This is a genomic window from Duganella caerulea (genome assembly GCF_040362985.1).
In the GTDB taxonomy this organism is placed as follows: Bacteria; Pseudomonadota; Gammaproteobacteria; order Burkholderiales; family Burkholderiaceae_D; genus Rugamonas; species Rugamonas vulcania.
Genome location: NZ_BPWJ01000007.1, coordinates 276,900 through 300,833, shown reverse-complemented (window position 1 = coordinate 300,833; position 23,934 = coordinate 276,900). Strand labels below are relative to the sequence as shown.

General features: G+C 65.5%; 18 protein-coding genes. 5 read left to right on the top strand and 13 right to left on the bottom strand.

The window, feature by feature from the left end; translation table 11 throughout:
• Positions 1-57 precede the first annotated feature (57 nt).
• The 6 genes from ahpF to ACUJB0_RS22010 form a co-directional block, all read right to left on the bottom strand.
• The gene (gene ahpF / locus ACUJB0_RS22035) at positions 58-1,653 is read right to left on the bottom strand and encodes an alkyl hydroperoxide reductase subunit F (protein ID WP_444847081.1); all 1,596 of its coding nucleotides are present in this window, start codon (positions 1,651-1,653) and stop codon (positions 58-60) included.
• Positions 1,654-1,760: 107 nt separating this feature from the next.
• Positions 1,761-2,324, bottom strand: coding sequence for an alkyl hydroperoxide reductase subunit C (gene ahpC / locus ACUJB0_RS22030; protein ID WP_444847080.1), 564 nt, complete (start codon positions 2,322-2,324; stop codon positions 1,761-1,763).
• 197 nt (positions 2,325-2,521) lie between these two features.
• Entirely contained in the window at positions 2,522-2,881 is a 360-nt protein-coding gene (locus ACUJB0_RS22025) for an Imm72 family immunity protein (RefSeq protein WP_444847079.1), read from the bottom strand.
• Between the two features lie 50 nt (positions 2,882-2,931).
• Positions 2,932-5,739 carry an EAL domain-containing protein gene (locus ACUJB0_RS22020; protein WP_444847078.1) on the bottom strand — a complete coding sequence of 936 codons (2,808 nt, stop codon included), beginning with the start codon at positions 5,737-5,739 and terminating at the stop codon, positions 2,932-2,934.
• A gap of 142 nt (positions 5,740-5,881) precedes the next feature.
• Positions 5,882-7,297: an RCC1 domain-containing protein gene (locus ACUJB0_RS22015; RefSeq protein WP_444847077.1), complete on the bottom strand. Its 1,416-nt coding sequence runs from the start codon at positions 7,295-7,297 to the stop codon at positions 5,882-5,884.
• Positions 7,298-7,530: 233 nt separating this feature from the next.
• Positions 7,531-9,882: a YgiQ family radical SAM protein gene (locus ACUJB0_RS22010; RefSeq protein WP_506737535.1), complete on the bottom strand. Its 2,352-nt coding sequence runs from the start codon at positions 9,880-9,882 to the stop codon at positions 7,531-7,533.
• A 159-nt stretch (positions 9,883-10,041) separates the two neighbouring features.
• Here ACUJB0_RS22010 and ACUJB0_RS22005 point away from each other — a divergent pair, with 159 nt between their 5' ends.
• A complete protein-coding gene (locus ACUJB0_RS22005) occupies positions 10,042-10,551 on the top strand; it encodes a DUF1269 domain-containing protein (RefSeq protein WP_444847075.1) in 510 nt (169 codons plus the stop codon).
• A gap of 59 nt (positions 10,552-10,610) precedes the next feature.
• Here the strand turns inward: ACUJB0_RS22005 and ACUJB0_RS22000 are convergent, their stop codons facing one another.
• The 4 genes from ACUJB0_RS22000 to ACUJB0_RS21985 form a co-directional block, all read right to left on the bottom strand.
• Positions 10,611-10,889, bottom strand: coding sequence for a DUF4404 family protein (locus tag ACUJB0_RS22000; RefSeq protein WP_444847074.1), 279 nt, complete (start codon positions 10,887-10,889; stop codon positions 10,611-10,613).
• Positions 10,890-10,897: 8 nt separating this feature from the next.
• Positions 10,898-11,107, bottom strand: coding sequence for a VF530 family protein (locus ACUJB0_RS21995; RefSeq protein ID WP_161083084.1), 210 nt, complete (start codon positions 11,105-11,107; stop codon positions 10,898-10,900).
• An 87-nt stretch (positions 11,108-11,194) separates the two neighbouring features.
• On the bottom strand, positions 11,195-13,321 hold the full coding sequence (locus tag ACUJB0_RS21990; RefSeq protein ID WP_444847073.1) for a M3 family metallopeptidase: 2,127 nt from the start codon (positions 13,319-13,321) through the stop codon (positions 11,195-11,197).
• 26 nt (positions 13,322-13,347) lie between these two features.
• Positions 13,348-15,471 (bottom strand): M3 family metallopeptidase, encoded by a 2,124-nt coding sequence (locus ACUJB0_RS21985; RefSeq protein ID WP_444847072.1) that lies wholly within the window; start codon positions 15,469-15,471, stop codon positions 13,348-13,350.
• A gap of 213 nt (positions 15,472-15,684) precedes the next feature.
• Here ACUJB0_RS21985 and ACUJB0_RS21980 point away from each other — a divergent pair, with 213 nt between their 5' ends.
• On the top strand, positions 15,685-16,074 hold the full coding sequence (locus ACUJB0_RS21980) for an MmcQ/YjbR family DNA-binding protein (RefSeq protein WP_444847071.1): 390 nt from the start codon (positions 15,685-15,687) through the stop codon (positions 16,072-16,074).
• Here ACUJB0_RS21980 and ACUJB0_RS21975 read toward each other — a convergent pair.
• Entirely contained in the window at positions 16,043-16,600 is a 558-nt protein-coding gene (locus ACUJB0_RS21975) for a TMEM175 family protein (protein WP_444847070.1), read from the bottom strand. The genes ACUJB0_RS21980 and ACUJB0_RS21975 overlap by 32 nt on opposite strands.
• A 186-nt stretch (positions 16,601-16,786) precedes the next feature.
• Between ACUJB0_RS21975 and ACUJB0_RS21970 the strand changes: the two genes are divergently transcribed.
• A complete protein-coding gene (locus tag ACUJB0_RS21970; RefSeq protein WP_444847069.1) occupies positions 16,787-17,185 on the top strand; it encodes a VOC family protein in 399 nt (132 codons plus the stop codon).
• Positions 17,186-17,192: 7 nt separating this feature from the next.
• Here the strand turns inward: ACUJB0_RS21970 and ACUJB0_RS21965 are convergent, their stop codons facing one another.
• Complete coding sequence (locus ACUJB0_RS21965; protein ID WP_444847068.1) at positions 17,193-19,502, bottom strand: glycoside hydrolase family 31 protein; 2,310 nt, start codon at positions 19,500-19,502, stop codon at positions 17,193-17,195.
• A 166-nt stretch (positions 19,503-19,668) separates the two neighbouring features.
• Between ACUJB0_RS21965 and ACUJB0_RS21960 the strand changes: the two genes are divergently transcribed.
• Both ACUJB0_RS21960 and ACUJB0_RS21955 read left to right on the top strand, forming a co-directional pair.
• Positions 19,669-21,633, top strand: coding sequence for a sialate O-acetylesterase (locus tag ACUJB0_RS21960; RefSeq protein WP_444847067.1), 1,965 nt, complete (start codon positions 19,669-19,671; stop codon positions 21,631-21,633).
• A 13-nt stretch (positions 21,634-21,646) separates the two neighbouring features.
• Positions 21,647-23,560: an NPCBM/NEW2 domain-containing protein gene (locus ACUJB0_RS21955; protein ID WP_444847066.1), complete on the top strand. Its 1,914-nt coding sequence runs from the start codon at positions 21,647-21,649 to the stop codon at positions 23,558-23,560.
• Between the two features lie 6 nt (positions 23,561-23,566).
• On the opposite strand, the gene ACUJB0_RS21950 is transcribed toward ACUJB0_RS21955, so the two are convergent.
• The gene (locus tag ACUJB0_RS21950) at positions 23,567-23,833 is read right to left on the bottom strand and encodes a type II toxin-antitoxin system Phd/YefM family antitoxin (protein WP_444847065.1); all 267 of its coding nucleotides are present in this window, start codon (positions 23,831-23,833) and stop codon (positions 23,567-23,569) included.
• Positions 23,834-23,934: the final 101 nt, after the last annotated feature.

The following is a 23,934-nucleotide window of genomic DNA, read 5'->3' as shown; positions in this document are numbered from 1 at the left end:
TTGTGACATAAAAAAAGGGCCGCTGTTGTAGCGGCCCTTGTGCTTTGCTGCGATCGCTTATGCGGTCATCGCTTGCTTCTCGGCGGACTCGGCCACCACTTCCTCGTCGTCCGAGCGGATCAGGTGGTCGAAGGCCGACAGTGCAGCCTTCGCGCCTTCGCCGGTGGCGATGATGATCTGCTTGTACGGCACCGTGGTGACGTCGCCGGCCGCGAACACGCCGGGGATCGAGGTCTGGCCACGTGCGTCCACTTCGATCTCGCCGTGGCGCGACAACGCCACCGTACCCTTCAGCCATTCGGTGTTCGGCACCAGGCCGATCTGCACGAACACGCCTTCCAGCTCGACCTTCTTCGCTTCGCCCGACACGCGGTCGTTGTAGCTCAGGCCGTTGACGATCTTGCCGTCGCCGTGGATCTCGGTGGTCTGCGCCGAGACGATCACGGTCACGTTAGGCAGGCTGTGCAGCTTGCGTTGCAGGACCGCGTCGGCGCGCAGCTCGGCGCCGAACTCGATCAGGGTCACGTGCTTGACCAGGCCGGCCAGGTCGATCGCCGCTTCCACGCCGGAGTTGCCGCCGCCGATCACCGCCACGCGCTTGCCCTTGAACAGCGGGCCGTCGCAGTGCGGGCAGTAGGCCACGCCGTGGTTGCGGTATTCCTTCTCGCCCGGCACGTTGATCTCGCGCCAGCGGGCGCCGGTCGCCAGGATCACCGACTTGGCTTTAAGGGTCGCGCCAGTCGCGGTCTGCACCTCGATCAGCTTGCCCGGCACCAGCTTGGCGGCGCGCTGGGTGTTCATGATGTCGACGTCGTATTCCTTGACGTGCTGCTCCAGCGCCACGGCGAACTTCGGACCGTCGGTGGCGGTGACCGAGATGAAGTTCTCGATCGCCAGGGTGTCGAGCACCTGGCCGCCGAAACGCTCGGCCAGCACACCGGTCTTGATGCCTTTGCGGGCGGCATAGACGGCCGCTGCCGCACCGGCGGGGCCGCCGCCGACGATCAGCACGTCGAACACGTCTTTCTTGCTCAGCTCGGCCGCCTGACGGGCGCCGGCGTTGGTGTCCAGCTTGGCCAGGATCTCTTCGACGCTGGTGCGGCCCTGGCCGAAGTGCTCGCCGTTCAGGAACATCATCGGCACCGCCATGATCTGGCGCGCCTCGACTTCTTGCGGGAACACGCCGCCGTCAATCGTGGTGACCTTGATGCGCGGGTTGATCACCGACATCGCGTTGAGCGCCTGCACCACTTCCGGGCAGTTGTGGCAGCTCAGCGAGATGAAGGTTTCGAATGCGTAATCGCCATCCAGGTTGCGGATCTGCTCGATCACGGCTTCGTCGAACTTGATGGTGTGGCCGCCGACCTGCAGCAGCGCCAGCACCAGCGAGGTGAATTCGTGGCCCATCGGCACGCCGGCGAAACGCACGCCGATGTCGGTGCCTGGGCGGTTGATGCTGAACGACGGCTTGCGTTCGGCATCGTCGGTGCGCTTGACCAGCGTGATCTTGTCGCTCAACAGGACGATCTCCTGGAGCAGTTCTTCCATCTCGCGGGCCTTGGCGCTGTCATCGAGAGAAGCGACGATCTCAATCGGTTGCACCACTTTTTCCAAGTAGGCTTTCAACTGGGTTTTGAGAGTAGCGTCTAACATGATTTTTCTTCCTTTTACAAATATTTAGGCGTATGCCGGGCCGGACGCCCGGACCGGCATCGCGGTATTACTTGTGTACTGCGGTCTCTTTCAAGACGTGCTCAGACTTAGATCTTGCCGACCAGGTCCAGCGATGGGGTCAGGGTCGCTGCGCCTTCGGTCCATTTGGCTGGGCAAACCTGGCCTGGGTGCTCGGCCACGTACTTGGCGGCCTTCACTTTGCGCAGCAGCTCGGTAGCGTCGCGGCCGATGCCGTTGTCGTGCACTTCCATCACTTTGATGAAGCCTTCTGGATTGATGACGAAGGTGCCGCGCAGTGCCAGGCCTTCTTCTTCGATCATCACTTCAAAGTTGCGCGACAGGGTGCCGGTTGGGTCGCCGATCAGCGGGTAGTTCACTTTCTTGATCGCATCCGAGGTGTCGTGCCATGCTTTGTGCGCGAAGTGGGTGTCGGTCGACACGCCGTACACTTCCACGCCCAGCTTGGCGAATTCAGGCTGCTGCTCGGCCAGGTCTTCCAGTTCGGTTGGGCACACGAAGGTGAAGTCGGCTGGGTAGAACATCAGAACGGACCACTTGCCCTTCAGGGACTCTTCGCTCAGGTCGATGAACTTGCCGTTGGCGTATGCGGTGGCCTTGAATGGTTTGATTTGGGTATTGATCAGAGACATTGTGGTTTCCTCGTTGGGTTGTGAATCATTGAGACGCCAGTTTAAGGGCTTTTGCCCCATTTGCAAAATTGATTGTTCCAATAGTTTCAATAGCTATCAACTATAGGATTGGCAAACGGAATAGCTATTATCGCTGTTTCGGGACGGGCGTGAGGCGCGCCCGGCCGGGGGGGGGCGGGGTCGCAGGCGAAATCGCGCTAAGGGTGGTGTCCGGTAGCAAGCGGGAAGTACTGGCGTTCTTCTGCCGGTATCGAGCCGTCTTGGTAGCGGCGGTCTTCCCATATCAACCGCCAGCTGATGCTGAGCACATTGCCGGTGCTTTCCACCCCATCGGTTTCCCACAATGTCGGCGCCGGAGTGCCGCCCAGCAGATAGTTCATGCAACCATCCCTGATTTGCGGCTCATAGATTCCGAACACAGGCACCTCGGCGCCGCTGCGGATCACGGTCTCGCCGAGCGGGAGCGGGACATCGTCCAGCCGTGCGGGCAACGGCAATTGCGCATACAACGCCGGCCAGAAGCTGTCCCATGCCTCGGGCGCAGGGGTGTCCGCCATCAGGGGATGCAAATAGCCGCGGTCAGCGTCCGGCCTGGATTTGAAGCAGATCACGCCGCCTGCTGGCGCAGCATCTGGTCGAACTGCTCGGCCGGCATGGGGCGGGCGAACAGATAGCCCTGGCCGTAGTCGCAGCCGGCGGCGGCCAGCAGGTCGCGCTGTTCCGGCGTCTCCACGCCCTCGGCGATCACCCGCAGGCCCAGCTTGTGGGCCATGACGATGATCGCGTCCGACAACGCCATGTCGCTCGAGTCCGGCGCCAGGTTGCGGGTGAAGGAGCGGTCGATCTTCAAATAGTCGATGTCGAACTTCTTCAGGTAGGACAGCGACGAGTAGCCGGTGCCGAAGTCGTCCAGCGCGACCTGGATGCCGGCGTCGCGCAGCTGCAGCAGCTTGTTGCTGACCGTGGTGTTGGCGTCGAGCAGCAGGCCCTCGGTGATCTCCACCACCACCGACTGGCCCGGCAGGTCCAGCGCCTGCAGGTAGCTGAGCCAGGCGTCGTAGGCGCCGTCCTCGCGCTGGAACTCCAGCGGCGACTGGTTGACGCTGACCTGGAACTCCGGATGGTGCTCATGCCGCCAGCGCTGCACCCAGCGCGCCGACTCGCGGAACACCCACTCGCCGATGTCGACGATCAGGCCGCTCGCCTCGGCCAGCGGAATGAAATCCATCGGGCTGACCACGCCGCGCTGCGGATGGTTCCAGCGGATCAGCGCCTCGGCCTTGTGGATGCGCCCGCTCTTGAGGTGGACGATGGGCTGGAAGTACAGCGCGAACTGCTCGCCCTTGAGCGCGCCGCGCAGGTCGTTGGTCAGGCGCATGCGGTTGAGCGCGGCCACCTGCAGGGTCGGCGTGAAATAGCTGTAGCGGTTGCGCCCGGCCCCCTTGGCGGCGTACATGGCCTGGTCGGCGTGCTTGAGCAGGTCGTCGATGTCGAGCGCGTCGTCCGGGTACAGCGTGATGCCGATGCTGGCCGACACGAAGGCCTGCTCCTGTCCCAGCGGGAAGGGCTGGCGCAGGCTGTCGATGATGTGCTGGGCGATCTGCTCGACCCGCTCGGTGCCGTCCAGCTCGGACAGGATCACGGTGAACTCGTCGCCGCCCAGGCGCGCCACCGTGTCCGACTTGCGCACGCAGGCGCCGATGCGGCGCGCCGCGTCCACCAGCAGGATGTCGCCCTGGTGGTGGCCGAGCGTGTCGTTGACCTCCTTGAAGTGGTCGAGGTCGATGAACAGGATGGCGATGTGCGAGCGGTCGCGCTGGCTCTTGAGCATGTCGTGCGCCAGCCGGTCGTGGAACATGCGGCGGTTGGGCAGCTGGGTCAGCGGGTCGAAGTTGGCCTGCTGCCAGATCAGCGCCTCGCTCTGCTTCTTGTCGGTGACGTCCTCGATCATGCACAGGTGGTGCGGGTGGCTGCCCTTCTCGGTCTCGATGGCGGTGACCGACACCTCGATCCACACCAGCTCGCCGTCCGGGCGGAACAAGCGGTTGGTGACCTTGAAGCTGTGCACCTCGTGCGCCAGCAGGCGCCCCATCTGCACCTTGATCTGGGCCACGTCCTCCGGGTGGCCGGCCTCCAGCCAGCGCATCGCGCCCAGCTCGACCTGCGAGCGGCCGACGATCTCCTGGAAGCGCGGGTTGATGTCGCGGTATTCGTAGGTGATCGAGTCGACCAGCGCGATGCCCAGCGGCGAGGCCTCGAACATGGTGCGGAAGCGCTGCTCGCCGGTGCGGATGGCGGCGTTGGCGCGGCGCCGCTCGCGCGCCAGCAGGCTGAAGTGGATGGCCGCGCCCACCACCAGCAGCAGCGCGGCCGCGCCCAGCACGCGGTACAGCCACAGCAGGCTGGCGCCGCCGTCCTGGCGGTACATGAAGCCGTCGAAGTTGGCGTTCTTGGGCACCATGCCCAGGCCGGCGTAGACGTCGGCGATGTGGCGCCAGCGCTCCGGGTTCTGGTAGCCGATCTCGACGAGCACCGGCTGCACCAGCGGCACCATCTGGCGCGCCTCGTACAGCAGGTGGGCGCGGTCGCTGCGGTGCGAATACTTGCGCAGGATGATGTCGGCCATCTCCTCCTGGTGGCTCATGGCCCACTGCCAGCCGCGCATGCTGGCGGCGCGGAAGGCGCGCACCCGGGCCGGATGGTTGGCGATCTCGCGCTCGCTGGTGAACAGGTTGTCGCCGTAGAAGTCGATGCCGACCGCGCGCGGGCTGTAGATATCGTAGGGGAAGCCGAGGCGGTCGAAGGTGTCCGGCTCGTTGGTGGTGTAGACCGCGATGGCGTCCACCCTGCCGTTGATCAGGTCGGCCGTGTTGTAGGTCGGCTCGACCCGCTGGAAGCTGGTGGGCGGGATGCCTTCCTTGACCAGGTAGGCCAGCAGCTCGTCCGCGCTGCCCAGCTCGTCGGTCAGCGAGCCGATCATGGCGCGCTTGCCGATGATGCGGCGGATGTCCGGCTCGGCGCTGGTCTGGCGCATCGCCAGCGCGTACGGCGAGTGCTGGAACACCACGCCCAGCACCACCACCGGCTTGCCGGCCAGGCGCGCCAGCAGCAGGCTGCTCGCGCCCACGCCGTACTCGGCCTTGCCGGACACGACGTCGCGCTCCGGCTCGTTGCCGTCCGATCCTTCGAGGATGGACACGTCCAGCCCGGCCTCGCGGTAATAGCCCTGCTCCAGCGCGGCGTAGTAGCCGGCGAACTGGAACTGGTGACTGTGCTTGAGCTGCAGCGTGATCTTGTCCTGCGCCGCGGCCGGCGCCAGCCACAGCAGCGCCAGCAGCGTCAGGCCGCCAAGGCGCAGCCGGCGCAAGGCACGGGGGGACGGGGAGGAAGCGGGGGCGGCATCGGGTAAAGACACTAGGGTTCCTGAGGGAAGCGACATAGGTGAAATTGTAGCCGCTTCGGCGACCGATATCGTCGCTTTCTGACCATACCCGGCCATAAAACACAACGGACGGCCGGGCTCGCGCCCGCCGTCCGTCGAAACAACGTAGTACTACTTAGTTCGGTACTTTGACCGGGATCGGCGAGTACGGGACGGACAGGCTGCTGCCCAGCTGGCCTTCCTGGTTGCGGCCCCAGCCCCACAGCGTGTCGTCCGCCTTCAGGCCCAGGCTGTGGGCGCGGCCGGCCGCCACGGACAGCCAGTTGTTGTCGGTGCCCACCTGCTGCGGCGTGGTGACGTCGGTGCCGCCGGTGCCCAGCTGGCCCTCGGTGTTGGCGCCCCAGCTCCACAGCGTGCCGTCGTTGCGCACGGCCAGGGTGTGCTGGGTGCCGGCCGCGACCTGCGACCAGTTGGTGTCGGTGCCGATCTGCACCGGCGAGGTCAGGTCGACCGAACCGTTGTTACCCAGCTGGCCATAGGTGTTCTGGCCCCACGCGAACAGCATGCCCGAGGTGTTGATGCCGGTGGTGTGGAAGGCGCCGGCCGACACCGAGTTCCATTTGGCCGTGCCGATCTTGACCGGCGCCGGCACGTCGACCTTGAGCAGGTTGCCGACCTGGCCATAGGTGTTGCCGCCCCAGCCGTACAGGTCGTTGCCGGTCTGGATCCCCATCGAGTGGGTTTCGCCGGCCGAGATCGCCAGCCACACCGCCGTGCCGATCTTGAGCGGCGCGGAGCGGTTGATCGTGGTGCCATCGCCCAGCTGGCCGCGGTCGTTGCGGCCCCAGGCGTACAGCAGGCCGGTGCTCTTGACCGCCAGCGCGTGGGCCTTGCCGGCCGCCACCATGCTCCAGTCCTTGTCCTTGCCGACCTGGACCGGCGCGGCGCGGTTGATCTGGGTGCCGTCGCCCAGCTGCCCGTCCTGGTTGTAGCCCCAGGCCCACAGCGTGCCGTCGGTGCGGATGGCCACGGCGAACTGGTCGCCCAGCGCCACCTGTTTCCAGGCGGTGCCGCCGCCCGACACCAGCACCGGCGCGTTGCGGTTGATGGTGGTGCTGTCGCCCAGCTGGCCCTTGATGTTCTCGCCCCAGCTGTACAGATTGCCGTCGGCCCGGCGGGCGATGGTCTGGTTGCCGCCGGCCACCACGGCGCGCCACGGCGCGGTGACGGTGATGGACAGCTTGCCGGTCACGCCGTCCTGGGTGGCGGTCAGCGTGTCGGTGCCGACCACCTTGCCGGTCAGGTTGCCCGAGGTGGAAATCTGCAGCACCGTGGAATTGGCCGGTCCCCACACCAGGCCGCCGCCTGCGGTCAGCACCTTGCTGGTGCCGTCCGAATACAGGCCGGTGGCGGTCATCTGCTTGGCGGCGGCGGCGACCGCGATGGTGGTGGCGTTGTCGGCGCTGCCGATGGTGATGCTCTTCAGCGTGGGCGTAGCGGTGGACGAGCTGCCGCCACCGCCGCCGCCACAGGCGGCCAGGATGGCCAGCACGGGTACCAGCAGCAGGGTCGAGAATTTAAATTTTTTCATGATCTTCCAGTTCACAGAATGGGGTCTGCGTGCGGGGCCGACCGGAACGGTGGCCAGCTTGCTTGCAAGTGTAGCCGCAAGCGCTCCTCACGCATCGTTGGAGCAAGCCTGAATTATCCACGCAATTGCACCGATCGGGGAATTTAACAACATTTCTTTACGGGAATAGACGAAAAAAAGCGGCGCCCCGGGAGGCGCCGCCGATTCGATGCGGATTGGACCGGTCGCGCGGCTTACTTGCGGCCGCGCGGGGCCGGCTTGGCGCCCTTGGCCGGGGCAGCGGCCGGTTTCTTGACCTTGATGGTGTCGAGGATGGAGGCGCGCGGCTTGGTGTCGAGCGACTGGCGCGCCGTCAGCGAGCCGGTCAGCGCATTGGCGCGCTGCCCCTGCTGGCGCGCCGGCGGCTGGGCGCTGGCCACCACGCCGGAGCGGGCGCCCTTGGCGCTCGGCGCCGGGCCGGACGGCGTGCGCCGGCTCGGGTCCGGCGCGTTGCCCTCGCCCGCCGACCACGACGGGATCAAATGCTTGTCGCCATTGCCGATCAGGTCGCCACGGCCCATGGCCACCAGCGCCTCGCGCAGGATCGGCCAGTTCTCCGGATCCTGGTAGCGCAGGAAGGCCTTGTGGGTGCGGCGGATCTTGCCGCTGCGCGCGGTCTCGACCACTTCCGAATCCTCGGTCACCTTGCGCAGCGGGTTCTTGCGCGTGTGGTACATGGTGGTGGCCATCGCCATCGGCGTCGGCATGAAGGTCTGCACCTGGTCCAGCTTGAAGTTGTTCTTCTTCAGCCACAGCGCCAGGTTCAGCATGTCGAGGTCGGTCGTGCCGGGGTGGGCCGCGATGAAGTACGGGATCAGGTACTGCTTCTTGCCCGCCTCCAGCGAGAAGCGGTCGAACATTTCCTTGAACTCGTCGTAGGCGCCGATGCCCGGCTTCATCATCTTCGACAGTGTGTTCTCTTCCGTGTGCTCCGGCGCGATCTTCAGCAGGCCGCCCACGTGGTGGGTCACCAGCTCCTTGACGTACTCGGGCGAGCGCACCGCGATGTCGTAGCGCAGGCCCGACGAGATCAGGATCTTTTTCACGCCGGGAATCGCGCGCGCCTTGCGGTACAGCGAGATCAGCTTGCTGTGGTCGGTGCCCAGGTTGACGCAGATCGACGGGTACACGCACGACAGGCGGCGGCACGATTCCTCGATCTTCGGATCCTTGCAGGCCAGCCGGTACATATTCGCGGTCGGGCCGCCCAGGTCGGAGATGGTGCCGGTGAAGCCCTTGGTCTTGTCGCGGATGTGCTCGATCTCGCGCAGGATGGACGGCTCCGAACGGCTCTGGATGATGCGACCCTCGTGCTCGGTGATCGAGCAGAAGGTGCAGCCGCCGAAGCAGCCGCGCATGATGTTGACCGAGAAGCGTATCATTTCCCACGCCGGAATGCGGGCCTTGCCGTAGGACGGATGCGGCGCGCGCGCGTAGTTCATGTCGTACACGCCGTCCATCTCGTCCATGCGCAGCGGCAGCGGCGGCGGATTGAGCCAGACGTCGCGCTCGCCGTGCGCCTGCACCATGGCGCGGGCGTTGCCGGGGTTGGACTCCAGGTGGAACACGCGCGAGGCGTGCGCATACATCACCGGGTCGGTGCTGACGGTTTCGTACGACGGCAGCCGCACCACGGTCTTGTTGTGCTTTTCCTTGGCCATGGCCTGGCGCTCTTCGCGGCTCATGATGCGGATCGGCTTGACCACCTCGGCCGGCTTCGGCTCGACCATGCCCTCGTCGGCGCCGCCGTTGCTGGTGGCGCAGGACGCGGTGTTCTGCTGCACCATCATGTACGGATCGGGATGGGCGTCGACCTTGCCCGGCACGTCCACGCGGGTGCTGTTGTGCACGCCCCAGTCCTCGCCAGGCAGCCAGCCGGCCGGCACCATGAAGGCGGTGCCGCGCAGGTCGCGGATGGACTTGATGTCCTCGCCGGCCGCCATGCGGTGGGTCAGGTCGACCAGCGCGCGCTCGGCGTTGCCGAAGATCAGCAGGTCGGCCTTGGAATCGGTCAGCACCGAGCGGCGCACCTTGTCCGACCAGTAGTCGAAGTGGGCGATGCGGCGCAGCGAGGCCTCGATCGAGCCGATCACCACCGGCGTGCCGGGGAAGGCTTCGCGCACGCGCTGCGCGTACACGGTGACCGCGCGGTCGGGCCGCTTGTTCGGCTCGCCGTTGGCGGTGTAGGCGTCGTCCGAGCGGATCTTGCGGTCGGCCGTGTAGCGGTTGACCATCGAATCCATATTGCCGGCCGTGATGCCGTAGTACAGGCGCGGCTTGCCCAGCACGCGGAAGGCCTCGGCCGAAGTCCAGTCCGGCTGCGAGATGATGCCGACGCGGAAACCCTGGGCCTCCAGCAGGCGGCCGACCAGCGCCATGCCGAAGCTCGGATGGTCGATGTAGGCGTCGCCGGTGACGAGGATGACGTCGCACTCGTCCCAGCCCAGCGCATCCATTTCGGCGCGGGACATCGGGAGGAAAGGCGCAGCGGCAGCGCGGGCAGACCGCTTCGGGACGGTCGCAAATAAATTGGTAGGGGAGCTCATATCGGACAGCATTGTACCGGAAATGCCCCCGGTCCGCTTGTGCCTGAAAGAAAAATTCTTTTACTATTCAATCACTTGAGTGAAAATGATGACGGATTCACATTGCTATAGTCCGCAACTTTGCTATAACGGTTAGATACCTATCGCTGGGAGACCATTATGCGACGCAGACTATATTTCATGCTGCCCGACGTGCCGAGCGCCCGCGCCATGCTGGATGAATTGCTGCTGGCCCGCATCGAGATCGGCCACATGCGCTTCATGGCCAGGGACGCGCTGCCCTCGGACATGCCGGACGTGAACTTCATGCAGAAAACCGACCTGATCCATGGAGCCCAGCTGGGCGTGGTGATCGGCGCCATCGTCGGCCTGGGCGCCGGCGTGTTCCTGACGCTGTTCCCGGTGGACGGCATGACCTTGCGCACCGCCGCCATCCTGCTGGTCACGCTGGCCGGGGCGATCTTCGGCGGCTGGGCCTCGGGCATGAACGCGGCGGCCGTGCCGAATTCGCGCCTCAAGCCGTTCGCCTCGCGCATCGAGCAGGGGCAGGTGCTGTTGATCGTCGACGTGCCGGTGCGGCGGGTCGAAGAAATCGAAGAGATGATCGCCAAGCGTCATCCCGAAATCAGCTTTGGCGGTATGGAACCGCCGATGCTGGCGTTTCCGTAACGCCGGCCGCCCGGGGACTTAGGTTCCCCGGGTTCTCCCCGCCTGTTTCACCGCCTGCTTCAGATTCCCATGCTCGACAGGATGTTGCCCAGCTCACGCAGGGCCGGCTCCAGTTGCGGATGCCGCACCGCGAACTTGGCCGAGATTTCCTGCGTGCGCTCGGCCAGGCCGTAGGTCGTGCTCTCGTCCGGCGCGGCCTCGGCGGCGCGGCGCTCCAGCAACTGCTTGATGTCGCCGTCCAGCTGCGTCAGCAACTGCTTCAACTCATCATCGATGGGGCCGGCGCTGGCCAGGTGGTTGCGCAGGGAACTCAGTGTATCCTTCAGATTGCTGTCCATATAAATCCCTAGTCGGTAAATTTCGTGGCGACGTAAAGTTCTTCGACTTTGGCGCGCGCCCACGGGGTCTTGCGCAAGAATTTCAGGCTGGACTTGATGCTCGGATCGCTGATGAAGCAATTGATGTCGATCCGTCGGCTCAGCTGTTCCCAGCCGTAATGCGCGTGCAAACGGGTCACGATGGCTTCCAGCGTCACGCCGTGCAGTTCGTTACTCATGGTTGTATCTTACTCATAAAATGAAAGGGCCGGACGCGATTCTTACACAAATCGCGCCCGGCCCTGCTTCCCTGTCCAGCCTGGAGCTTACTTTTCAGTCAAGCCACGGCGCTCCAGCAGCGGTTCGATGCGGGCATCGCGGCCGCGGAAGTTGCGGAACATCTGCATCGCATCCATGCTGCCGCCGCGCGACAGCAGCATCTTGCGGAACCAGTCGCCGTTCTTGCGCAGCATGCCGCCGTTCTCGGTGAACCAGTCGACGGTGTCGGCGTCCAGCTTCTCCGACCACAGGTAGCCGTAGTAGCCGGCCGAATAGCCGCCCGCAAACACGTGCGAGAAGTAGGTGGTGCGGTAGCGCGGCGGCACCGGCGCGTAGTCGACGCCGGCGGCCTTCAGCGACGCCGCCTCGAAGGCCAGCACGTCGGACGGGATCTGCGACGCGTCCAGCTGATGCCATTTCTGGTCCAGGATGGAGGCGGCCAGGTACTCGGTGGTGCGGTAGCCTTCGTTGAATTTCTTCGACGCGATCACCTTGTCCAGCAGCGCCTGCGGCATCGGCTCGCCGGTCTGGTAGTGCTTGGCGTAGTTGGACAGCACCTCGGGCCAGACCGACCACATCTCGTTGACCTGCGACGGGAACTCGACGAAGTCGCGCGGCACGCGGGTGCCGGCGCAGCGCGGGTAGTTCACGTCCGAGAACATGCCGTGCAGCGCGTGGCCGAACTCGTGGAAGGCCGTGCGCAGCTCGTCGTAGGTGAGCAGCGTCGGCTCGCCGGCGTTCGGCTTCGGAATGTTCAGGTGGTTGGCGATCACCGGATGCGTGCCCATCAGCCTGGACTGCGACACATAGGCATTCATCCACGCACCGCCGCGCTTGTTGCTGCGGGCGTAGTAGTCGCCGATGAAGATGGCCAGCTGCTTGCCGTCCGCATCGAACACGTCCCACACGCGCACGTCGGGATCGTAGACCGGCAAGTCCTTGCGCTCCTTGAACGTCAGGCCGTAGACCTTGTTCGCGGCGAAGAACACGCCGTTGGTCAGCACGTTGTTCAGCTCGAAGTAGGGCTTGAGCTGGTTCTGGTCGAAGTTGAAGCGCTCGGCGCGTACCTTGTCGCTGTAGAACGACCAGTCGTGCGCGGCCAGCTGGAAGCCGCCCTGTTCCTTGTCAATCACCTGCTGGATCTCCGCGCCCTCCTTCCTGGCGTTGGCCACGGCTGGACGGGCGAACTCGGACAGCATCTTGTTGACCGCTTCCGGCGTATGCGCGGTCTGGTCTTCCAGCGAATAGGCGGCGTAGTTGGCATAGCCCAGCAACGCGGCTTTTTCCGCGCGCAGCTTGGCGGTCTTCAGCACGACTTGCGTGTTGTCGTACTTGCCGCCGTGGCTGCCGCGCGCCAGCGAGGCGGCCATCAGCCGTTCGCGCACGGCGCGGTTGGTCAGCACCGCCAGGTTGGCCTGGCCGGTGGTGTTGACCACCGGGATGGCGAACTTGCCGGTCAGCCCACGCTTGGCGGCATCGGCGGCGGCCGCATCGATCGCCTTGTCCGACATGCCGGCCAATTCCTCGCGGGTGTCGACGATCAGCGCCGAGGCGTTGGCTTCCTCCAGCACGTTCTGGGCGAAGCTGGTCGACAGCTGCGCCAGCTCGCTGTTGAGTGCCTTCAGTTTTTCCTTGTCGGCGTTGGACAGCTTGGCGCCGGCGCGCACGAAGTCGGTGTGGTAGCGTTCCAGCACGTACAGCGACTCGGCGTCCAGGTGCAGCTTGGCGCGCTTGTCGTACAGCGACTTGATGCGCGCGTACAGCTTGGCGTTCAGGCGGATGGCGTCGTTGTGGGCCGCCAGTTTCGGCGACAGTTCACGCTCCAGCGCCTTGAAGCTGTCGTTGGTGTTGGCGCCGGACAGGTTGCCGAACACGCTGGACACGCGCGACAGCAGCTGGCCGGCCTTCTCCATCGCGACGATGGTGTTCTCGAACGTGGCCGGCTGCTTGTTGTTGGCGATCGCTTCGATCTCGGCGGCGTTGATGCGCATGCCCTCGGCGAACGCCGGACCGTAGTCCTCGTTCTTGATCTGATCGAACGGCGGATAGCCGAACGGCAGCGTGCTGGCCTTGGCGAAGGCATTGCTGGCCGGCAGCATCGAAGCTGGCTCGGCCGCATGCGCGACGCTGAAGACAGCCGCCACGCCGGCGGCGATAATCAGGTTGTTGTTCATGTGGCGATTCTTATAAACGGTTTATATTATTTCAGGCCACGACGCTCCAGCAGCGGTTCGATGATCGGATCGCGGCCGCGGAAGTTGCGGAACAGGTTCATCGCATCGTCGGTGCCGCCGCGCGACAGCAGCTTGGCGCGGAACCAGTCGCCGTTTTCGCGCTTCAGGCCGCCTTTTTCCTTGAACCATTCGACGGTGTCGGCGTCCAGTTTCTCGGACCACAGGTAGGCGTAGTAGCCGGCCGAATAGCCGCCGGAGAAACTGTGCGAGAAATAGGTGGTGCGGTAGCGCGGCGGCACCGGCGCGAAGTCCACGCCCATGTCCTTCAGCGACTGCGCTTCAAAGCCCAGCACGTCGGTCGGGATCTGCGCCGGGGTCAGCTGGTGCCAGCGCTGGTCCAGCAGCGAGGCCGACAGGTACTCGGTGGTCAGGAAGCCCTGGTTGAATTTCTTCGAGGCGATGACCTTGTCCAGCAACTCCTTCGGCATCGGCGCGCCGGTCTTGTAGTGCTTGGCGTAGTTGGCCAGCACTTCCGGCCACACTGCCCACATCTCGTTGACCTGCGACGGATATTCGACGAAGTCGCGCGGCACGCTGGTGCCGGAGAAGCGCGGATACTTCACGTTGGAGAACATGCCGTGCAGCGCGTGGCCGAACTCGTGGAAGGCGGTCTTGACTTCGTCGTAGGTCAGCAGCGTCGGCTCGCCCGCTGGCGGCTTCGGAATGTTGAGGTGGTTGGCCACCACCGAGTGCGTGCCCAGCAGCGACGATTGCGAGATGTACTCGTTCATCCAGGCGCCGCCCTGCTTGTTGCTACGGGCGTACATGTCGGCGATGAAGATGGCCAGCTGCTTGCCGTCGGCGTCGAACACGTCGAACACGCGCACGTCCGGGTTGTACACCGGCAGGTCCTTGCGCTCCTTGAACGACAGGCCGTACAGCTTGCCGGCGGCGTAGAACACGCCGTTGGTCAGCACGTTGTTCAGCTCGAAGTAAGGCTTGAGCTGGTTCTCGTCGAAGGCGAAGCGCTGGGCGCGCACCTTGTCGGTGTAAAAGGCCCAGTCGGAAGCGTCGATCTGGAAGCCGCCCTTGTCGGCATCGACCACGGCTTGCAGGTCGGCCGCTTCCTTCTTGGCGTTGTTGACGGCCGGCTTGGCCAGCTCGCCCAGCAGCTTGTTGACGGCGGCGGTGTCGTGCGCGGTCTGGTCTTCCAGCGAATAGGCGGCGAAGTTGGCGTAGCCCAGCAGGGCGGCCTTCTCGGCGCGCGCCTTGGCGATCTTCAGCACCACTTCGCGGCTGTCGAACTCGCCGCCGTGGCTGCCGCGTGCCAACGAAGCGGCCATCAGGCGCTCGCGCACGGCGCGGTTGGTCAGCACCGCCAGCGGCGGCTGGCCGCTGGTGTTGACCAGCGCGACCAGGAACTTGCCGTCCATGCCCTTGGCCTTGGCGGCTGCCGCGGCGGCGTCGATGGCGGCATCGGTCATGCCGGCCAGCTCTTCGCGGGTGTCGACCACCAGCGCCGAGGCGTTGGTTTCCTTCAGCACGTTCTGGGTGAAGGTGGTTTGCAGCGTGGCGATGGCGCCGTTGATGGCCTTCAGTTTTTCCTTGTCGGCGTTCGACAGCTTGGCGCCGGCGCGGACGAAATCGGTGTGGTAGCGTTCCAGCAGGTGCTTGGATTCGGCGTCCAGCTTGAGCTTGTCGCGGTTGTCGTACAGCGACTTCACGCGGGCGTACAGCTTGGGATTCAGGTAGATGGCGTCGCCGTGGGCGGCCAGCTTGGGCGACATCTCGCTGTCGATCGCGTCCAGCTTGTCATTGGTGTTGGCGCCCTGCAGGTTGCCGAAGGTGGTTTGCACGCGGGTCAGCAGCTCGCCGGATTTTTCCATGGCGACGATGGTGTTCTCGAAGGTGGCCGGCTTCTTGTTGTTGGCGATCGCCTCGATTTCCTTCAGCTGGATGCGCATGCCTTCGACGAACGCAGGCTGGAAGTGCTCGTCCTTGATCTTGTCAAATGCCGGATAGTGGAACGGCAGCGTGCTGGCCGTGGCCAGCGGATTGCCGGCCAGCGCAGCCGCCGGAGCGGCCAGCACGGTCGAGGAGAAGGCCAGGCCGAGGGCGGCCGCAATGATGAGCATTTGAGGACGGGACATGTGGGTATCTTTCATAAACGCCGGGGAAAAATGCTGACGCGACAAAGCGCAGCATGGAAGCGCAAGATCATATCAGGGTGATATGGCGGCAGTCACTGGCAAAAAATGCTGCACTGCACTTGATCGGAAAGCGGGTGCTTTTCCCGAAGAATACTTTGTCGAAATGGCATTTTTGCGGCTACACTGAGGCTCCGTTGCAACATGGCCGCAGAAATGAACACTCAACAGCTGAAACGACATTGCCGGCAATATCCCGGCGCGGTGGAAAGCCTGCACGGCGAGCCGTCGAACATCCTGGTCTACAAGGTCGGGGACAAGACCTTCGCCTACTTCAAGACCAGCGAGCCGGAGCAATGGCGCTTCAGCGTGCGCGTGACGCCGGACCGTTTCCTGGAGCTGACCGACATGCCGGGCGTAAAGCCGGCGCGCTACATGGGTCGCTTTCATTGGGTGACCATCGTCGACGTCGGCAAGTTCCCGGCCGACTACCTGGCCGAACTGGTGGACGGCTCCTACCGCCGCGCGGTGGAGTCGCTGAGCAAGGCCAAACAAAAAGCGCTGGCACAGAACGCTAGCGCTGCTCGAAGCGGCGGTCCGGAATAAACCAGGCCATCGCCACCACCACATAGACCGCGAAGCCGGCCATCGGTTCCCAAAGCGACAGGCCGATGCCGACCAGGTACAGCAGCGTGGACAGCTTGCCCTTGCGGTCCTGTCCCAGCGCGAGCCGCAGCGCCTCGTTATTGGCCGCCAGGCACTTCGCCAGCACATAATAGGCGACGCTGGACATGAACAGGATGAAGCCGTAGCAGGCCAGCGGCAGCGCGGCGAAGTGGTTCTCGCCCATCCAGCCGGTCACGAACGGCACCAGCGACAGCCAGAACAGCAAATGCAAGTTGCCCCACAGCGCGCCGCCAGTGATCTTGCTGACGGTGTGAATGAGGTGATGATGGTTGTTCCAGTAGATCCCAACGTAGACAAAGCTCAGCACATAACTGAGGAACACCGGCCATAAAGGCTGCAACGCCGCCCAATCCGCGCCATGCGGCACCTTCAGTTCCAGCACCATGATGGTGATGATGATGGCGATCACGCCATCGCTGAATGCTTCCAACCTGCCTTTACCCATGCGCCGCTCCCTGTTAATCGACGCATTGTGATTCAACTTGTACCTGTACGCAACTCCTCCAGAAGCCTGGGTTCTTTCATCGTCCTGGATGGAAAATATTTTTCTCAAGCGTGTCGATTTTGTGTAACGTCACCCGTCGTAGGGATGAAACACCGGTTGCCTATTCCACTCCACCAAGGAAACGCTATGAAAAATCAGATCATCCTCAACCTGCCCGTGAAGAATCTGGACAAATCCAGGGCCTTCTTTTCAGCGCTCGGCTTCAGCTTCGATCCCCGCTTCAGCGGCGAGAACGCGGCGTTCATGAGCATCGTCGACGACACCATCCAGGCCATGCTGACGACCGAACCCTTCTTCCAGTCGCTGATCGACAAGCCCATCGCGAACGCGAAGGAGACCAATGAGCTCGTCATTTGCCTGAACTGCGAGAGCCGCGAAGAGGTGGACAGCCTGATCGCCAAGGCCACCGCCGCCGGCGCCCGCATACCACATCCGCCTGAAGACAACGGCTTCATGTACGACCAGGGCTTCGAGGATATCGACGGCCACCTGTGGAACCTGGTCTGGACGGCGCCGGAAGCCTGATCCCGAATCAGCGGCACCCCGGCAAGGACACTTCGACCGCCGCGTTACCGGCCACCACGCGCACGCCCTTGCCGGCCGGCGTGGCCGCGCAGCGCACCACGAACGCCTGCTCGCGCCGCATGCCGGGGAAGCTGCCCTGCACCGGCGCGATCGACAGCTTGCCGCCGGCCTGGGTCCAGGTGATGCGGCGGGTCGCCCGCTCGCCTTGGACATAACCCTGGCCGTCGCCGGCATCGTCGTACAGCTCGACACTGCCGTCGCGGCCGGGATAGACGCGCAGCTCCATCGGCTGTTCGCTCCGCTCGTCCGCATACTGCAGCACCGGCCCCAGCGGCAGGATGCTGCCGGCGCGGGCGAATAGCGGGATGGTCGCGATGTCGGCCTTGGCGGCGATGACCTTGCCGCCGGCGTAGCGCTTGTCGGTCCAGAAATCGAACCAGTCGTTCTGCGCCGGCAGGTAGACGGTGCGCACGTCCGTGTGCGGCGTCATCACCGGCGCCACCATCAGCGTCTTGCCGAACATGTACTGGTCGGCGGTGGCGACCGCTTGCGCGTCGGCGCGGAAGTCCATGGCCAGCGCGCGCATCATCGTGCCGTTGCGGCTGGTGACGTCCCATGACGCCGAATAGATGTACGGCAGCAGGCGGTAGCGCAGCTGCGTCATGTCGCGCAGGATCCGCTGCGTGGCCGGGCTGAAGCGCCAGATTTCCTTGCCGTCGCCGGTGCCGTGGACGCGGAACATCGGATTGAAGGCGCCGAACTGGTACCAGCGCGTGTAAAGCTCGGCATATTCAGGATCGGTCGGCTTGCCGCCGAAGAAGCCGCCGATGTCGGCCGACCAGTAGGGGATGCCGCTGAGCGTGAAGTTCAGCGCGGCCGGCAGCTGGGCGCGCAACACGTCCCAGGTCCCCATGGTGTCGCCGGACCAGGTGATGGCCGCGTTGCGCTGCTGGCCGCTGTAGGCCGAGCGCGTCAGGATGAAGGGACGCTTGGCCGGCGCGGCCTGCGCCGAGCCTTCGAACACGGCCGTCGTGTGCAGCAGCGGATAGGCGTTGTACACCTGCGCGCCGGGGCCGGCGGCGGTGGTGACGTCGCGCATCTGGCCCCACCAGCCGCCCAGTTCGGCCTCGCTGGCGTCCAGCCACCAGCCGTCCCAGCCGGCCGGGGCCAGCGTGCGGTTGATCTGTTCCCAGTACAGCTGGCGGCCGCGCGGCGAATAGGCGTCATACCAGCGGCCCTTGCCGGCCGGGTAGACGTTGTTGTACAGCTCGGGATACAGCACGCCCGCCTTGTCCAGCTCGGCCGTGTTGCGGGTGCCGGCGTCGAAGCGAGCCCAGACGGAGAGGATGGCGTGCACGTGCTGCGCGTGCAGTTGGTCGAGCATGCCCTTCGGATCAGGATAGCGCGCCGGGTCCATCTGGTGCTCGCCCCATGCGCCTGGCTGCCAGTACTGCCAGTCCTGGACCACGGCGTCCAGCGGCACCTTCATCGCGCGGTAACGGGCGGCGATGTCGAGCAGCTCGGCCTGGTTGGCGTAGTGCTCCTTCGACTGCCACAAGCCCCAGGTCCAGCGCGCCATCATAGGTGCGCGTCCGGTCAGTTCGCGGTAGCCGGCCACCACCTCGTCCAGCTCGGGACCGAGGATGAAGTGGTAATCGGAGCCCTGTCCCGCCTCGGAGCGGATGACCAGCGGATACGGCCCGGCCGGCAGGCCGGCGTCGACCTGCGTGACCGAGGCGTTGTTCCACAGGATGCCGAAGCCTTCCGGCGTGGTCAGCATCGGCACCGCCACGTCGCGGTTGGCCTGCTGCAGGCGCACCGTCGTGCCACGATAGTCCAGCTTGCCGTTCTGGTGCTGTCCCAGCCCGTAGACCGGGCCGGAATAATCGAATCCCTGCATGACGCCGGCCTTCGAGGCGTCACGCCCGGACTCGGCCAGCAGCTGCTTGCCCTGCGCGTCAAAGAAGCTGACGCCGCCGTAGGCTTTGGCCACGCGCACCGACAGTGCCTTTGTCGTCAGCTGGTAGTAGTCCGCCGTTTCAGTGAGGGTCCAGTCGACGCTGCCCGGGCGGGCGATCACGGCCGGATTGTAGTTGCCGTTCCACGGCGCCGCCGGGCCGGACAGCACGTGCACGATGCGCTCGCTCCACGGCTCGATCCGCACGGTGCCCTGGGCGGTGGTCACCGTCAGGCCGCTGGCGCTCCTGGCCGCGGCGGAAACGGCTGGCGCGGCACTCTGCGCGAAGGCGGGCATCGAGGCCGCGCACAGCGAGGCGATGGCAAGCGCGACGGCGGCGCGCGGAAGATTTTTCGTCATGACAGTCCCCATATTGAAGAGCACACATTCTATCGGCACATGCGCCCGTCAAAAATCCATGCCGACGGATTTCCTCAATAATGTTGGCCCCTTTGGCCATTTTCGTAATTGCTCCACGGCGGACAAGATCGCAGAATCCGCCCTGCCCCCCAAACAATGAGGATTCATGATGGCGACACTCCGCACCGCCGCGCCCCTGCTGGCGCTTTCCCTCGGCTGCATCGGCCTGCCCGCGCACGCCGCCGAGCTCGGCTTGGCAAAGCTGTTCTCCGACCACGCGGTGCTGCAGCGCGACCAGCCCATCGCCGTTTGGGGCACGGCCGGCGCCGGGCGCTCGCTGACCGTGAAGCTTGGCGGCCAGACCGTCACCGCCAGCGCGGACGCGCACGGCAAGTGGCGCGTCGAGCTGCCCCCGCAACCGGCCGGCGGCCCGTACGCGCTGACGGTGACGTCGGACGGCCAGACGGTCAGCCGCAGCGATCTGCTGGTCGGCGACGTCTACCTGTGCTCGGGCCAGTCCAACATGGAATTCGCGGTGCGCGCGTCGACCAACGCGATGGGCGCCACCTATGGCGCGCGCAACGACAACATGCGCTACCTGAACATCGAGAAATACAGCGCGGCCGCGCCGCAGGACGAGTTCAAGGGCAAGGTGGCGTGGACGCCGCTGACGCCGGAATCGGTCGGCGACGCCTCGGCGGTCTGCTACTACATGGCGCGCACGCTGCAGGCCCGCTACAAGATCCCGGTCGGCATGATCAACGCCAGCTGGGGCGGCACCGCGATCCAGAGCTGGATCGGGGCCGAATCGCTGCGCGGCTTCGGCGACTACGCGGCTGGCGTGGCCGCCGTGGCGCAATACGGTGTCGATCCGGCCGAGGGCATGCGCGCCGAGGAAGCGCGCAACGAGGCTTGGTGGCGTGCCCACGATCCGGCCGCCGCCGCACAGCACGCGTGGACCGCGCCCGACTTCGACGATGCCGCCTGGCCCACCGTCACTCCGACCGGCTCATGGAAGGACAGCGGCTTGGCCGGCTTCAAGGACTTCGACGGCGTGGCGTGGTACCGCACCGCGGTCACGCTGACCGAGGCGCAGGCCAAGGCGGCCAACATGCTGCGGCTGGGTCCGGTCGACACCTACGACAGCACCTGGGTCAACGGCGTGCGCGTGGGCGGCGTCAGCACGTCGTGGATCTGGCGCGAGTATCCCGTGCCAGCCGGCGTGTTCAAGGCCGGACGCAACGTGATCGCCATGCGCGTGCTGAGCGGTGGACAGGGCGGTGGCCTGTCAGGTGCGCCTGACAGCCGCGTGATCGGCACCACGGATGGTCAGACGATCGCACTGCCGGCCGCCTGGAAAGTCCAGCGCGGCAGCGTCCTGCGCAACCAGGCCGTGCCGCCGGCGCCGTGGGACTGGCCGAACAGCCTGACCACGCTGTACAACGGCATGATCGCCCCGCTGGTCGGCTACAAATTCAAGCTGGTGGCGTGGTACCAGGGTGAGGCCAACGCGGGCGCCGGGCAGGAATACCGCGGACTGCTGCCCCTGCTGATGCGCGACTGGCGCCAGCGCTTCAACCAGCCGGCGCTGCCCTTCCTGGTCACGCAGCTGACCTCGTTCGCGGGAACGGCCAAGGCGCCCGGCCAGTCCAGCTGGGCCGAGCTGCGCGACGCGCAGGCCGAGGCGGTGGCGCGCGACGCCCATGCGGGCCTGGCCGTCACGCTCGATGTCGGCGACCGCTTCGACATCCATCCGACGCAGAAAACCGTGGTCGGCGAGCGGATGGCGCGCGCGGCGCGGGCCGTGGCCTACGGCGAAAAGATCGTGCCCGGCAGCCCGTCCCCGGTCTCCGCGCGGCACAGCGGCAAGGACATCGTCATCACCTTCCGCGACACGGGCGGCGGCCTGGTGACGTACTCGTCCGACCGTGCCATCGGCTTTGAAGTGTGCGCGGGCGCCAGCTGCCGCTACACTGACGCCCGTGTGGCCGGCGATACCGTGGTCCTGCCCGGCGCCGGCGCAGCCAACGTCACGCACGTGCGCTACGGCTGGGCCGACGCGCCGTTCGTGAACCTGTTCAGTGGCGACGACCTGCCGGTCGGCACCTTCCAGCTCGACACAACAAAATAAATCGGAGACCCTTATGCAAACGACTTCCCGCCGGCCGCCGCGTCTGGCCCTGCTCACCCTGTTCCTGGCCGCCGCCTCGCTGCACGCGGCGGCCGATCCGCTGGCCCCGACCGCGCGCTGGAGCGCCTACACCGCCGGCCGCGCCGCGACGCCGCCGATGGGATGGAGCAGCTGGAACGCCTTCGGCACCGACATCGACGAAGCCAAGATCCTCGGCTCGGCCCAGCGCATCGCCGACAGCGGACTGGCCGCGCGCGGCTACCGCTACATCAACATCGACGACGGCTGGGCGGCGCGCCGCCAGATGCCGGACGGCCGCCTGGTGATCCGCGCCGAGCGCTTCCCGTCGTCCGTGCAAAGCGGCAGCTTCCGCCCGCTCACCGACAAGCTGCACGCGATGGGGCTCAAGGCCGGCATCTATTCCGACCTCGGCCGCAACACCTGCTCGCAAGCGTATTCCGGCGTCGACACCGACCTGCCCAAGGGCAGCGTGCTGGAGCGGGAGATCGGCCTGTACGGCCATATCGACCAGGACATCAACCTGTTCTTCGGTGACTGGGGTTTCGACTTCATCAAGGTCGACGGCTGCGGCCTGCGCGCCTACGGCGCCGACAGCGCCAAGGTCCGCTCGGGCCAGTACCGCGCGCTGACGCCGGTGCTGGACCTGGAATCGGTCAGCCGTTCCGACATCCCGGCGGTGCAGGCGGAATTCACGCAAATCAACGCGGCGCTGAAACGCAACAAGCCGGACGGCGACTTCCTGCTGTCGCTGTGCATCTGGGGTGCCGCCGACGTGCGCGCCTGGGGCAAGAACTACGGCAACCTGTCGCGCACCAGCGACGACATCACGCCCTCGTGGTCGCGCCTGCTGACCAACTTCGACAGCGCGGCACGGCGCGAATTGTATGGCCATCCGGGCAGCTGGAACGACCCCGACATGCTGTACATCGGCAAGGGCGATTTCGACGCCGACCATCTGGTGGAAGCGCGCTCGCACTTCACGCTGTGGGCCATGCTGAACTCGCCGCTGATGCTGGGCGCCGACCTGCGGACCATGGCGCAACCGTTGATGGACATCGTCGGTAACGCCGACATCATCGCGGTCAACCAGGACCCGGCCGGCAACCAGGCGGTGCTGGCCTATGACGCCGACGACCTGGAGATCCTGGTCAAGCCGCTGGCCTCGGGCCAGAAGGCGGTGGCGATCTTCAACCGTGGGCTGGCGCCGATCGACGTCGACCTGACCGCCGAGCACCTCAAGCTGCGCGACAACGCGCCGGTCACGCTGACCGACCTGTGGACCAAGGCGGACAGCACGTTCACCAAGGAGACCAAGGTGCGCGTGATGCCGCGCGAGACGCGGATCTTCCGCGCCAACGGTGAGCGGGTGCTGGCCCAGGGCGTTTATCTTTCGGAACAACCGGGCAGCGTGAATCCGGCCGTCGATGGCGTGGTCCGGCCGCAGGCCGATCCGACGATCTTCCGCTCGTCGGCCGGCTGGACCGGCACCAAGGGTCCGGGCGAACGGCCGATGTACGCCGGCTGGGGCGGCGCGCGCGCCGACAGCACGCCCTACGGCCAGGTCATGCAGATCGCCGGCACGCGTTACGCTTCCGGCATCGGCATCCTGGTCAATTCCCGGCTGGAGGTGCGCAACCAGGGCTACCGCCGCCTGAGCGCGCAAGTGGGCGTGGACGATTCCGCGCAGGACCGCAAGCACGACGTCACCTTCATGATCTACGGCGACGGCAAGCTGCTGGCCAAGAGCAAGCCGCTGCGCTGGGGCCAGCCGGCGCAAGCCTTGAACGCCGACGTGGCCGGCATCCGCATGGTCGAACTGGTGGCACGCAGCGCGGCCGGCACCAATGAGCACTTGCCAGTCAGCTGGGGCAACGCCGCCTTGCTCTCGTCCGAGCGATCCGACTAACGGGGATCATCGCGGCGGCCGAAAACATGGCCGCCGCATCGTTAGCTCTGAATCGCGCATTTTACGTATGAATTCCGCTGCTGGCTCACCCAGATAACGAATGCCGGCCCGGTGTTCAGCCAAGCTTGGAACATGCTGGCGGGGAGGATCGCTTTTTACTATCTTGACGACCGCTTTACCGCGCTTGGTGATCGTCACCTGTTCACCACTTTCCACCAATTCGATCAGCTTGCTCAGCTGCGCTTTCGCTTGAGCCAACGAGAATGTGTACATCGGAACCTCCTGACTATCTGGATGGTCACATGATCATAGCACCACAGTGTGATGACGATATCAATGTCACATACTTCATCGCAGGGGCCGCCGCACCGTCG

Excerpts from the sequence above, each read along its gene's own strand:
- ahpF (WP_444847081.1), bottom strand. The coding sequence starts at position 1,653 with ATGTTAGACGCTACTCTCAAAACCCAGTTGAAAGCCTACTTGGAAAAA.
- ahpC (WP_444847080.1), bottom strand. The coding sequence starts at position 2,324 with ATGTCTCTGATCAATACCCAAATCAAACCATTCAAGGCCACCGCATAC.
- ACUJB0_RS22025 (WP_444847079.1), bottom strand. The coding sequence starts at position 2,881 with ATGGCGGACACCCCTGCGCCCGAGGCATGGGACAGCTTCTGGCCGGCG.
- ACUJB0_RS22015 (WP_444847077.1), bottom strand. The coding sequence starts at position 7,297 with ATGAAAAAATTTAAATTCTCGACCCTGCTGCTGGTACCCGTGCTGGCC.
- ACUJB0_RS22010 (WP_506737535.1), bottom strand. The coding sequence starts at position 9,882 with ATGAGCTCCCCTACCAATTTATTTGCGACCGTCCCGAAGCGGTCTGCC.
- ACUJB0_RS22005 (WP_444847075.1), top strand. The coding sequence starts at position 10,042 with ATGCGACGCAGACTATATTTCATGCTGCCCGACGTGCCGAGCGCCCGC.
- ACUJB0_RS22000 (WP_444847074.1), bottom strand. The coding sequence starts at position 10,889 with ATGGACAGCAATCTGAAGGATACACTGAGTTCCCTGCGCAACCACCTG.
- ACUJB0_RS21995 (WP_161083084.1), bottom strand. The coding sequence starts at position 11,107 with ATGAGTAACGAACTGCACGGCGTGACGCTGGAAGCCATCGTGACCCGT.
- ACUJB0_RS21990 (WP_444847073.1), bottom strand. The coding sequence starts at position 13,321 with ATGAACAACAACCTGATTATCGCCGCCGGCGTGGCGGCTGTCTTCAGC.
- ACUJB0_RS21985 (WP_444847072.1), bottom strand. The coding sequence starts at position 15,471 with ATGTCCCGTCCTCAAATGCTCATCATTGCGGCCGCCCTCGGCCTGGCC.
- ACUJB0_RS21980 (WP_444847071.1), top strand. The coding sequence starts at position 15,685 with ATGAACACTCAACAGCTGAAACGACATTGCCGGCAATATCCCGGCGCG.
- ACUJB0_RS21975 (WP_444847070.1), bottom strand. The coding sequence starts at position 16,600 with ATGGGTAAAGGCAGGTTGGAAGCATTCAGCGATGGCGTGATCGCCATC.
- ACUJB0_RS21970 (WP_444847069.1), top strand. The coding sequence starts at position 16,787 with ATGAAAAATCAGATCATCCTCAACCTGCCCGTGAAGAATCTGGACAAA.
- ACUJB0_RS21965 (WP_444847068.1), bottom strand. The coding sequence starts at position 19,502 with ATGACGAAAAATCTTCCGCGCGCCGCCGTCGCGCTTGCCATCGCCTCG.
- ACUJB0_RS21960 (WP_444847067.1), top strand. The coding sequence starts at position 19,669 with ATGATGGCGACACTCCGCACCGCCGCGCCCCTGCTGGCGCTTTCCCTC.
- ACUJB0_RS21955 (WP_444847066.1), top strand. The coding sequence starts at position 21,647 with ATGCAAACGACTTCCCGCCGGCCGCCGCGTCTGGCCCTGCTCACCCTG.
- ACUJB0_RS21950 (WP_444847065.1), bottom strand. The coding sequence starts at position 23,833 with ATGTACACATTCTCGTTGGCTCAAGCGAAAGCGCAGCTGAGCAAGCTG.